An 11,568-nucleotide genomic window follows, 5' to 3' on the forward strand; every position below is an offset into this window, starting at 1 on the left:
CGGTCCCGAAGTGCCTTCCGAACGCGAGACTAACTCCATGGACAAGCCAATCCTGCACGATCCTTTGGGGGCTCTGCTTGCCGCACCCGGTGCGCGCCACAGCGACTCGCCGAACGTCGAGCGGCGGCCTGCCGATGTGGAGATGGCGCGCATCCTGAAGACCGCGCCGCTCCAGATGGCTTCGGACCCCTCCAATGGCGGCATCGCGCATTGGAAGCACGGCGCTCTGCACGACGTCGTCGAGCCCATGACCGACCACGTCATCATGACGTACCCCACAGGCGTTCAGCGCCTGGAGCGACGCGCCGGAAAATCGGTTGCAATCGGAACGGCCCGCTCCGGAGTCGTGACGATCATTCCGGCTGGTTCGAGCGCCAGATGGGATATTCCCGGTCCTGTCGATGTCGTCCAGCTGTATCTTCCGCACGCAACGCTCGAACGCGTCGCCCGCGAAGCCGACGCGCCCATTCCCCGTGATCTTCTGGAGCGAACCGGGCATCTCGACCCTGTCACATCCGGACTGCTGATGAGCGGGGCGGATGTGTTGGAGGGCAACGCGGTTCTGGATGCACTCTTCAGGCAGCGACTGACCGATATCATCGCCACGCGCATCCTGGCCGCGCACATCGGCGAGCCGACCGCCATCGAGCCGATCATAGGCGGGCTGGCTCCCCAAGCTCTGCGACGCGCGATCGAACGCTTGCGTTCGGACAGCGATTCCGACGTCTCTCTTGCGGCGCTCGCTTCGGACGCCGGCCTGTCGCGCTTCCACTTCTGTCGTGCTTTCAAGGAAAGCACCGGTCTTTCGCCGCATAGCTGGCTGCGCCAGCACCGGCTCGAGCAGGCCATGAACACGCTGCGCGACACCGAAATCCCAATCGCCACGGTGGCGGCTGAGCTTGGCTATGCCTCTCAAACCGCCTTTGCCGCCGCATTCAGGCGATTGACGGGAGAAACGCCGAGCGATTGGCGACGTCGCATGCGCTAAGCAGCAATCACTCTGCAGGCAGAGCAATCGCTCTGGCGCAACTGCAGGTCCGCTCCGCTAAATGATCAGGGTGCCCTCGATCCAATAGACGGAGACGAACAATGACCTGGAAGAACTTCGTTAGTCCGGTCAAACTCGTGCCGCGACGAAGGATGGCCGCAAGTGCCATCATGTACGGACTTTCATTGGCCGTTCGCTTCACCTCGGCAACCGGCGAGGAAGTGGAAATACCGGCGCAGTCCATACACAACGCAAGTTCGGTGATGTCCATCTTCGACAGGGATGGCGGCCAGCTTCCGTACGCCGACTGGCGTCCGAACGCCATTGAGCCAATTTTCTTTCGTCACCGCCGGCCGCCGCCGATGGCTTCGATGCCAGGCTGCCCCTCTCCCTGAGAATTCGCGATCTCACTTCACGTCTTCGCGTCATCGGTCTCGACGATCCGCCACGAGAGTGGCGGCGGCGATGACGCGCCCATGCCCGAAAAGCTCAACCACAGGAGATCATCAAATGCGACTCGTCATTATCGGCGCCGGCTTTGCCGGCATGTACGCCGCACTTTCCGCCGCGCGCCTGCGGGACATTCAGGGCGCTTCGCCCGAACAACTCGAGATCGCGCTGGTTGCACCGGAGCCGACGCTCGTGGTCCGGCCCCGCCTCTACGAAAGCAAGCCGGAAACCCTGACGGCACCTCTGCAAGACGTGTTGAAGGCCATCGACGTCGTCTACGTGCGAGGCAGCGCCGGGACCATTGATACCAAGTCTCGTGTGATCGAGCTCGTCACGGCCAAAGGCACGAAGCAGCCTCTCTCCTACGATCGGCTGGTCGTTGCCACCGGCAGCCGGCTTTTCCGACCGAACATCCCCGGCATCGTCGAACACGCTTTCAGCGTCGACAAGCTCGACGATGCGATTGCGCTGGAGCGGCATCTCCATGATCTGGCCGATCGGCCTGCAAGGAACGGACGCGATACGGTCGTCGTGGCCGGCGGCGGATTCACCGGTATCGAGACGGCGACGGAGATGCCGGCGCGGCTGCGCGCGGTCCTCGGCAAGAACGCCAAGGCACGCGTCGTCATCGTCGATCGCAACAGCACGATCGCTCACGATATGGGCGCAGATTCCCGCCCCGTCATTGAGGATGCGCTGCGCAAGCTTGGCGTGGAGACCCGCCTCGGCACCGGCGTCGCGTCGCTCGACAAGTCTGGCGTCACGCTTTCCAGCGGCGAACACATCGAAGCGGAGACCGTGATCTGGGCTGCCGGCATGCGCGCCGCTCCTCTGACCGCGCAGATCCCGGCCGAGCGCGACAATCTGGGCCGCCTCCTTGTCGACCGCGACTTGCGCGTGCCTGGTGTAGCCGGCGTCTTTGCCACCGGCGATGCGGCCAAAGCAGCGTGTGATGACGTCGGCAACCACGCCTTGATGTCGTGCCAGCATGCCACGCGAATGGGCGCGTTTGCCGGCAACAATGCCGCTGCCGAACTTTTAGGTGTCGCGACCAGGCCTTATCACCAGAAGGCCTACGCCACATGCCTCGATCTGGGAGAAGCCGGCGCCATCTTCACGCGAGGCTGGGATCGGAAGCTCGAGCTCGTCGGCGACGAGGCGAAGCGGACCAAGCAGCAGATCAATACGGTCTGGATCTATCCGCCCCGACCGGAACGTGCGGCCGCGCTGGCCTCGGCCGATCCGGAGCACGTCGGCGAAGTCTAGCTGCCTCGCGCGAAACCGGGCCGCGCCGACCGTGCGCGGGCCCGGCCCGATCACCCCATACCAACCGGAGCCAACCATGATGAAACACGAGACCGTGCGCGCGAGCGCGTTCGCCATGCCGCTGACCAGCCCGGCTTTCCCGCCCGGCCCCTATCGCTTCATCAATCGCGAATACTTCATCATCCAGTACCGGACAGATCCCGAGGCACTGCGCCGGATCGTGCCGGCACCACTCGAAATCACCGAACCCGTAGTGAACTATGAGTTCATCCGAATGCCGGACTCGACCGGATTTGGCGACTACACCGAAAGTGGGCAGGTCGTTCCGGTGTCCTTTCAGGGCAAGGCCGGCAGCTTCGTCCACCAGATGTTCCTCAACGATCATCCGCCAATTGCGGGCGGGCGCGAGCTCTGGGGCTTTCCCAAGAAGCTGGCGCAGCCGAAGCTTGAGGTCGAGACCGACACGCTGGTCGGCACCTTGAACTACGGCTCGGTCCGCATCGCGACCGGCACGATGGGCTACAAGCACCGGGCCCTCGACGCCGCGGCCGAAGCAAAAAAGCTCGCCGCACCGAATTTCCTGCTCAAGATCATTCCGCATGTCGACGGCACGCCGCGCATCTGCGAGCTGGTGCGCTTCCATCTCGAGGACATCACCGTGAAGGGCGCCTGGACTGGGCCGGCTGCGCTCGACCTGTACTCGCACGCCCTCGCTCCCGTCGCCGAGCTGCCGGTCCTCCAGGTGCTCTCGGCGAAGCATATCGTTGCCGACCTGACGCTCGGGCTCGGCACCGTGGTCCACGACTATCTGGCCCCGGGCGAAATCGTGCGGCGGCGCGGATCCTCCGAAACCCTGGTCGACGCGAATGCCGGCTGATCGACATCATCCGTACCATCGGGAGTCCTCAAAATGCTGAACGTGATGCGCGAGCAAACCAATCCTGTGCCGCAGCGGAGCAATTCGCTGCCCTACGATGTCGTCGCCCTGGTGCTGCAAGGCGGCGGCGCACTCGGCGCCTATCAGGCCGGAGTCTATGAAGGCCTGCACGAGGCCGGCATCCGGCCGAACTGGCTGGCCGGCATCTCGATCGGCGCGCTCAACGCCGCGATCATCGCGGGCTCGCCCGAAGGCGAGCGTGTTGGACGGTTGCGCGAGTTCTGGGAAACCATCTGCGCCTTTTCGATAGAGTGGCCCGCCGGCGAAGGGCTCGCCAACGCCCTGCCCTTTGCGTTCGACATCAACTCGGTACGCAACGCGATGGCGGCGGCGCGGGCCTTGATCCAGGGCCAGCCGGGCTTCTTCAAGCCACGCTTCCCCTCCCCGCTCTGGTCACCGTTCTCGGGCGACTCCGCGACCAGCTTTTACGATACGGCCCCCCTGCACCGGACGCTGGAACGGCTCGTCGACTTCGACCGGCTGAACTCGGGCGACGTGCGCGTCAGCGTCGGCGCGGTCAACGTCCGCACCGGCAACCTGACCTATTTCGACACCGCCGAGCGCCGGCTGGGACCGAAGCATTTCATGGCATCGGGTGCGTTGCCGCCGGGCTTCCCCGCCGTCGAGATCGAAGGCGAGCACTATTGGGATGGCGGCGTGGTTTCGAACACGCCTTTATCTCGCGTGCTGTCCGGCGAGCCGTGTGACACGCTGACGTTCCAGATCGATCTCTGGTCGGCCAAGGGCCACGTTCCCCACGACATGATGGAAGTGTCGAGCCGGCAGAAGGACATCCAGTATTCGAGCCGCACACGCGCCGTGACCGACCAGGTACTGCGGATGCAGAAGATGCGTCAGGCCTTGCAGCGCACGATCGCGAAATTGCCGGACGCCGCCAGGCACGATCCCGAGATCCGCGCTATCGCCGAGATGGCGCGCCACCGTTGCTACAACATCGTGCACCTGATCTATCAGACCAAGATCCACGAGGGCCATTCGAGGGATTACGAGTTCGGGCTGAGCGCGATGCGCGCTCACTGGCAGAGCGGACTGGACGATATCCGCCGCACGCTGGCCGATCCGCGCCGCCTGGACCCGCCGGCTCCCGAGCTCGGCATCGTCACCCACGACGTCCATCGCCGCGACTGAATCTCACCGCCCACCTCGTTTCGGAGAATACCATGTCTTCCATTTCCTATGCTCCCGAGCAGGGCGCCAAAGCCAACCTTCGGCCATCCGGGCAGGCGATCAAGCGGGCCGCCCTCGCCTTGGCACTGGCCCTGGGCGTCGTCGCCGCAGCCGAGTTTGGCCACCACTATCTCACCATCGGCCGCTATCTGGAGACCACGGACGACGCCTATGTGAAGGCGGATTCCACGATCATCTCACCGAAAGTGTCGGGCTATATTGCGCAGGTCCTGGTCGGCGACAACGAAACGGTGAAGGCCGGCCAGTTGCTGGCAAAGATCGACGATCGCGATTTCCGCGCCGCGCTCGACCAGGCCGGCGCCGACGTCGCCGCATCCGACGCCACTGTCCGCAATCTCGATGCACAGCTTGCCCTGCAGCAGCCGATCATCGAGCAAGGCACGGCCGATGTCGCTGCCGCCACGGCCAATCTGAAGTTCGCGCAGGAAGAGCAGGTCCGATACGACGGGCTGATGAAGACGGGCTCCGGCACGGTGCAGCGCGCGCAGCAGACCGATGCGGCACTGCGCGCCGCCGCCGCGCAATTGCAGCACGCCAAGTCGGGCCTGCTCGCGGCCGAGCGCAAGGTCGACGTGCTCTCCACCGAACGCGCCAGGGCAGTCGCGCAGCGCGACCGCGCCCGCGCGGTCGAGCAGCAGGCGGCATTGAACCTCTCCTACACCGGCATCATCGCGCCGGTCGACGGCACCGTCGGTGCGCGCTCGCTCCGGGTCGGGCAGTTCGTCCAGGCCGGTACGCAGCTGATGGCCGTCGTCCCGCTCGATGCCGTGTACATCGTCGCCAATTTCAAGGAAACCCAGCTCACCCATGTGCGCGGCGGCCAGCCCGTCGAGCTGACCATCGACAGCTTCCGCGGCACCAGACTGCACGGCCATGTCGACAGCCTGTCCCCTGCAAGCGGCCTGGAGTTTGCGCTGCTGCCGCCCGACAACGCGACCGGCAACTTCACCAAGATCGTACAGCGCATGCCGGTGAAAATCGTCCTCGACGACCGCAGCCTGACCGGCCTGCTCCGTCCCGGCATGTCGACCGAGCCGACCATCAATACCAAATCGGCGGCGATCGCCGAACGCGAAAACAAGAAGCGCCTCGCATCGCGCCGCCCCGAGCCTCGCAGTTGAATGAACACGCGTCCCTGGCGGTTGTCTCCTCGCGGACAGTCCGTTCAGGCCATGCTTCTCTCGCAAGCGACGAGCAGACAACCATGACCACACTGCAACCGGCCATCGATGCCGTGCCCGCCGGCGAAGGCGAGCGGCCCGTCACCACACCGGCCCCGGCGGTCTCCGCCAAGACCTGGATCGCCATCGCCGGCGCCACGCTCGGCGCCTTCATGGCGGTGCTCAACATCCAGATCGTCAACGCTTCGCTCGCTGACATCCAGGGCGCGATCGGGGCCGGTATCGATGACGGCGGCTGGATCTCGACCTCCTACCTGATCGCCGAGATCGTGGTGATCCCGCTGTCCGGCTGGCTCGCGCAGGCGTTCTCGATCCGCATCTATCTCCTGACCAATGCGACGTTGTTCCTGGTGTTCTCGGCGGCCTGCGCGCTGGCGCAAGACCTGTCGCAGATGATCGTGTTGCGCGCCGTGCAGGGCTTTACCGGTGGCGTGCTGATCCCGATGGCGTTCACGCTCATCATCACGCTGCTGCCAAAGGCGAAGCAGCCGATCGGGCTGGCGCTGTTTGCGATCTCCGCGACCTTTGCGCCCGCGATCGGGCCGACCATCGGCGGCTATCTCACCGAGAACTGGGGCTGGCGGTACATCTTCTATGTCAACCTGGTGCCGGGCGCGGTCATGATCGGCTTGCTGTTCGTCTCGCTCGAGTCGCAGCCGATGAAGCTGTCGCTGCTGCGCGAGGGCGATTGGGCCGGGATCGCCACCATGGCGATCGGCCTCGCCGCGCTGCAGACCGTGCTCGAGGAAGGCAACAAGGACGACTGGTTCGGCTCGCCGTTCATCGTCAAGCTGTCGATTGTCGCGGCGATCGCGCTGTCGGCCTTCCTGTGGATCGAGCTGGCGGAACGGAAGCCGCTGCTGAACCTCCGCCTCCTGGCGCGTCGCAATTTCGGCTTCGGTATCCTCGCCAATTTCCTGCTCGGCATCGCGCTCTACGGCTCGGTCTTCATCCTGCCCGTCTATCTATCGCGCATCCGGGGCTACAACGCCGAGCAGATCGGCATGGTGCTAGCGTGGACCGGGCTGCCGCAGCTGTTGCTGATCCCGCTGGTGCCGCAGCTGTTACGGCGCTTCGACGCGCGGCTCATCATCGGTGTCGGCTTTGCGCTGTTCGCAGCCTCCAACTTCATGAACATCTCGATGACCAACGACTACGCCACCGACCAGCTCTTCTGGCCGAACGTCGTCCGCGCCTTCGGTCAGGCACTGGTGTTCGCTCCGCTGTCGGCTGTCGCGACATCGGGCATCGAGGCGGAGAACGCGGGTTCGGCCTCGGGCCTGTTCAACATGATGCGCAACCTCGGCGGCGCCGTCGGCATCGCGCTGCTGCAGACGCTGCTCACCAAGCGCGAGCAATATCACTCCAACGTGCTGACGCAGTCGGTCTCGCTGCTGGAGCAGGCCACGCAAGCCAGGCTCGAGAAGCTGACGCAGTATTTCATGAACCACGGCGTGACCGATCGCATCGACGCCACCCACCGCGCCTATGTCGCGATTGGCAAGATCGTGCAGAAGCAGGCCTTCATCCTGGCTTTCGGCGACATGTTCTACCTGCTCGGTGTCGCGCTGATCGTCGCACTCGCCGCCTCCATGATGCTGAAGAAGCCCGGCCAGATCGAGGCCGGCGGCACCCACTAGTCCCCCACCCCACCTGACGTCGAAAGGAACTGCCATGTTGAAGGATAAAGGTCGCTGTCGTCACCGGATCGACCAGCGGTATCGGGCTCGGAATCGCCAGAGAGTTGGCCAGGCTCCGCGTCAACCTCGTGTTGAACGGCTTCGGCGACCCCGGCGAGATCGAAGCCATCCGCAGCGGGATCGAGCGCGAGCACGGCGTGCGCGTGGTCTACGACGGCGCCGATATGTCGAAGGGCGATGCCGTGCGCCGATTGATCGCCGCGACAATCGAGACGTTCGGACGCCTCGATATCCTCGTGAACAATGCCGGCATCCAGTTCACCGCGCCGGTGGAAGAATTTCCGTCGGCCAAGTGGCATGCGATCCTGGACATCAACCTGTCGGCCGCGTTTCACGGCATCGCGGCAGCAGTGCCCCAGATGAAGAAGCAGCGCTGGGGCCGGATCGTCAACATCGCCTCCACCCACGGCCTCGTCGCATCGACACACAAGGCCGCCTACGTCGCCGCCAAGCACGGGTTGATCGGCCTGACCAAGGTGGTTGGCCTGGAGACCGCCGGCAGCGGCGTGACCTGCAACGCAGTCTGTCCCGGCTGGGTGCGGACGCCCTTGGTCGAAAAGCAGATCAGCGACATCGCCGCACAGAAGAACATCAGCCAAAAGGACGCCGCCACGACACTCCTGGGCGAGAAACAACCGTCGTCCGAGTTCGTCTCTCCGGAGCAGCTTGGAGGCACCGTGGCCTTCCTGTGCTCGCCCGCGGCGGACCAGATCACGGGCACCGCGATCGCGGTCGATGGCGGATGGACGGCACAGTAGCCGGCGGTCAGTGAGCGGCCCATGCGAACGGCCAGCATCGGAGTAGCCAAAGATGTCCCTGCTCGCCAGAGACCTCCTCATGCTGCAAAGGTCCGCGGATTCAGCGGATGACGCAACGGAGCTGTCGCGCCTGGAGGCGCGACTGCCACCGTTGCTCAGCGTCATCGCCGGAATGGTCGACTTCACCGGCTTCTTCACGCTGGGTCATATCTTCACGGCTCACGTGACCGGCAACATCGTGCTGGCCGCCGTCGTTGCCGTCGATGGCGGCTCGTTTCATTGGGCACAGCTGTTGGCGATTCCCGTTTTCATGTTGACCTTGGCGACCGTCTGGCTGATCGCCCAAGCTTCCGGCCGGCACGGTTCGAGCCTGGCGCGACTGTTGCTTCGGGTTCAGTTCCTCGTGCTGGCCGCGTTGTTGATCTTCAGCGTCATCACAAGGCCGTCTGCCGATGCGGCTGGATCCCGGGCCGGCGCGGCCGCGATGATCGCCGTGTCGGCCATGGCCTGCCAGTACGCGCTCCTTCGCCTCGCTCTGCCGGGCGCGATCTCGACCGCGGTGATGACCGGCAATCTGGCCAATGCCGTCTTGTCGGCGATGGACCTGCTCGCTCCACGCACCCCTCTGCTGCCGCATGATTCAACGCCGCTGGGTCGCTCGCTCCATCGTTTGCTCGGCTTCATCTTCGGCTGTGTCGCCGCCGCGGCGGCTGTTTCAGTGCTGGGAGACTGGGCCTGGTCCCTTCCGGCAGCCTTGTCTGCCGTCGCGGTCGCGGTGCGTTAGCGGGTCTGACTCAATATGCATACCGCAGCCGAAGCGCGGCATGATCGACCATCGACCTGTGGCTTAATCGGCAATCCTGCCATCCACGCACGTAACGCAAGCGCCGCCAACGCTGATCTCGCCGTCTGCCTCGATCGCCAAGGCGATGCGGCCATCGCGCCCGACGCAGCGCCCCTGCGCCGCCGTGTAGCTCGTCCCGGCCTTGAGGAGACCGCGGTCGCGATGGAACACGGCGATGGCACCGTTTCCACTGCCGCATACCGGGTCCTCCTCGACGCCGCATGATGGTGCAAAAGAACGCACCTCGATAGCCGCCTCGCCATCAGCGTGACGGCCAAAAAGCGAGAGCCCGGTCACACCGAGCCGCTTCTCGAAGGCAGCCGAGCGCCGGAAGTCCGGGGTCAGCGCGAGCACACTGTCCGCGTCGGCAAGTTGCGCGACGACCCAGACGGCCCCGACATCCACGATCGCTGGAGCCACCTCGCGAACGATCCGATGCCCGATGACTGCCTCCAATTCGTCGACGTCTGCGGCTGAAAGAGCCGTGACCTTCGCCGGCGGCAACGCAAGCGTCAGACGCCGCTCCGCGCCGTCGCCCTCCACGGCAATCCGCACCAGCCCGACACCGCATTCCTGGACGAGACGACCGCCCCGGGGCATCACGCGGCCCGCCTCCAACACCGCATGGGCGCTGCCGAGCGTCGGATGCCCGGCAAACGGCAGTTCGCTGCGGGGGGTAAAAATGCGCAGGCGGTAGTCCGCCTCGGAACTCGTGGGCGGCAAGAGAAATGTCGTTTCCGACAGGTTCGTCCAGCGGGCAATTGCCTGCATTTCGGCCGTCGCCAGCCCCTCAGCATCAAGGACGACTGCGACGGGGTTTCCCAGGAAGGGTTTGGAGGAGAAGGCGTCGACGACTTTGTAGGCTCTCATGACTCTCGCTCTGCGGTTTGCCATCGCAGTGTTAACGCTTGACCTGCCCCGCTTGTAAAGGGCTCGAGGCTATCGCGCGATAACCGTGACGATGGTTCGGCAGAAATCGAAAATGAACCGGCCATAGAGAGCGCCGGATCCCGGATCTGACGATGCCAGGCGATAGGAGTTGCCGAGAGCACGGGCGATCTCCAGCACGCCCGTGACTTCATGCTGCGTCATCGCCAGGTGAATGCCGGCCAGCGGCAGCATCAGGGCCTCAATGCCAACACTGCTCATGACGGCCCAACTTCGGCGCGAGGCAGCGGCAGGAATTGCGCAAGGTAGGCGCTCCTCCATTGATAAGGCGTATCGCCGGCGAAACGCTTGAATACCGTCGTGAAATGCGCCTGGGTCTGGAATCCGACGGTCAAGGCAACGTCGACCAGCGAGACGTCGGCGCGCCTCAGCAGTTCCTGGGCGCGTTCGATCCGCCGCTTCAGCAGAAAGTCGTGTGGCCGCATGCCGACGGCCGCGCGGAACTGCGCGGCAAAGTGCATGCGGCTGAGGCCGGCGACCGCCGCCAGATGCTGCAAGGTGATCTTGCCAGCCAAATTCTCGTCGACATATTGCAGCACGCGCTTGAGGCGCCATTTCTGTAACGACCGCACAGACCGGCACCGCTCGTCGGCCTGATCGGTCTCGTTGCGCGCGACGGCCGTCGGCCGGCTGGCTCTGCGGGTCAGGATGGCAAGACGCAAGGCGTCCGCAAGGATGGCGGAGTGAGGATGATGGGCCGCTTCGGTTGCCGCGAGCGCATCGGAGAGGCTTCGCATCACCGGGTCCGGGAACTCGCCTGCACCGGCCTCCCGATCGGTCTCGACCGAGGCACGCGCGAGGCGTTTCGCCGATACCCTGAAGCTGGGCCCGTCGCCGGCGCATCTCCGCACGCCCGGCGGGGGCGTCTCGATGGCCAGGGCAACATCGAGGTGAACGAGGGACAGCGTCATCGCCTTTTCGCCGGCGCGATCCGGACGTTCCGCAAGCCCGGACTGGCAACCATCGATGGCGGAGACGCCGATCGAGCCGACGACATGATCCTTCGCGCCTAGCGGGTGTGACATCTGTAGCGACATCGTCGAACTCCTTGTCCCATTTTCGATCCGGCGAGACCCAATGGCTCGTCCGAATGTGGGAGCAGAGTAGTTCGGCGGTCCCCGCGCTCCATTCTACGCGCGGGTGCACCGGATAGGTTCTCGGGTTGATCGCGTCATACCTAGGTATGACCGCGGCGTCGCCGGCCGCACGGGCGTCCCGTTCGCCGCGATGGCGGAACTGATCTCGCCCTGCGGTAAGTTGACGCGCTCGCCAATGGTCGGAAACTCA

The 11,568-nt window shown here is 64.9% G+C and carries 12 protein-coding genes; 9 read left to right on the forward strand and 3 right to left on the reverse strand.

What is annotated here, in order from left to right:
- Positions 1–37 precede the first annotated feature (37 nt).
- The 9 genes from ACVJ5M_RS32450 to ACVJ5M_RS32490 all read left to right on the forward strand — a co-directional run bounded on the left by ACVJ5M_RS32450 (position 38) and on the right by ACVJ5M_RS32490 (position 9,273).
- Entirely contained in the window at positions 38–988 is a 951-nt protein-coding gene (locus ACVJ5M_RS32450; RefSeq protein WP_063984255.1) for a helix-turn-helix transcriptional regulator, read from the forward strand.
- A gap of 101 nt (positions 989–1,089) precedes the next feature.
- The gene (locus ACVJ5M_RS32455; protein ID WP_084795220.1) at positions 1,090–1,383 is read left to right on the forward strand and encodes a hypothetical protein; all 294 of its coding nucleotides are present in this window, start codon (positions 1,090–1,092) and stop codon (positions 1,381–1,383) included.
- A gap of 115 nt (positions 1,384–1,498) precedes the next feature.
- Positions 1,499–2,704, forward strand: a complete 1,206-nt coding sequence (locus ACVJ5M_RS32460) for an NAD(P)/FAD-dependent oxidoreductase (protein ID WP_063984256.1) — start codon at positions 1,499–1,501, stop codon at positions 2,702–2,704.
- Positions 2,705–2,783: 79 nt separating this feature from the next.
- On the forward strand, positions 2,784–3,581 hold the full coding sequence (locus tag ACVJ5M_RS32465) for an acetoacetate decarboxylase (RefSeq protein WP_063986512.1): 798 nt from the start codon (positions 2,784–2,786) through the stop codon (positions 3,579–3,581).
- Between the two features lie 33 nt (positions 3,582–3,614).
- Positions 3,615–4,790 carry a patatin-like phospholipase family protein gene (locus ACVJ5M_RS32470; protein WP_354095260.1) on the forward strand — a complete coding sequence of 392 codons (1,176 nt, stop codon included), beginning with the start codon at positions 3,615–3,617 and terminating at the stop codon, positions 4,788–4,790.
- A 32-nt stretch (positions 4,791–4,822) separates the two neighbouring features.
- Entirely contained in the window at positions 4,823–5,971 is a 1,149-nt protein-coding gene (locus tag ACVJ5M_RS32475) for an HlyD family secretion protein (RefSeq protein WP_063984258.1), read from the forward strand.
- Between the two features lie 83 nt (positions 5,972–6,054).
- The gene (locus tag ACVJ5M_RS32480; RefSeq protein WP_063984259.1) at positions 6,055–7,671 is read left to right on the forward strand and encodes an MDR family MFS transporter; all 1,617 of its coding nucleotides are present in this window, start codon (positions 6,055–6,057) and stop codon (positions 7,669–7,671) included.
- A 104-nt stretch (positions 7,672–7,775) separates the two neighbouring features.
- Positions 7,776–8,489 carry a 3-hydroxybutyrate dehydrogenase gene (locus ACVJ5M_RS32485; protein WP_456679566.1) on the forward strand — a complete coding sequence of 238 codons (714 nt, stop codon included), beginning with the start codon at positions 7,776–7,778 and terminating at the stop codon, positions 8,487–8,489.
- A gap of 79 nt (positions 8,490–8,568) precedes the next feature.
- Positions 8,569–9,273 (forward strand): YoaK family protein, encoded by a 705-nt coding sequence (locus ACVJ5M_RS32490; RefSeq protein WP_063984261.1) that lies wholly within the window; start codon positions 8,569–8,571, stop codon positions 9,271–9,273.
- Positions 9,274–9,336: 63 nt separating this feature from the next.
- On the opposite strand, the gene ACVJ5M_RS32495 is transcribed toward ACVJ5M_RS32490, so the two are convergent.
- From ACVJ5M_RS32495 to ACVJ5M_RS32505, 3 genes are all read right to left on the reverse strand, one after another.
- Positions 9,337–10,203, reverse strand: coding sequence for a PhzF family phenazine biosynthesis protein (locus ACVJ5M_RS32495; protein ID WP_063984262.1), 867 nt, complete (start codon positions 10,201–10,203; stop codon positions 9,337–9,339).
- A 69-nt stretch (positions 10,204–10,272) separates the two neighbouring features.
- A complete protein-coding gene (locus ACVJ5M_RS32500; protein WP_063984263.1) occupies positions 10,273–10,482 on the reverse strand; it encodes a hypothetical protein in 210 nt (69 codons plus the stop codon).
- The gene (locus ACVJ5M_RS32505) at positions 10,479–11,318 is read right to left on the reverse strand and encodes a helix-turn-helix domain-containing protein (RefSeq protein WP_231144518.1); all 840 of its coding nucleotides are present in this window, start codon (positions 11,316–11,318) and stop codon (positions 10,479–10,481) included. Before ACVJ5M_RS32505 ends, ACVJ5M_RS32500 begins: the two co-directional genes overlap by 4 nt.
- Positions 11,319–11,568: the final 250 nt, after the last annotated feature.

Source organism: Bradyrhizobium sp. S3.7.6 (assembly GCF_054061875.1).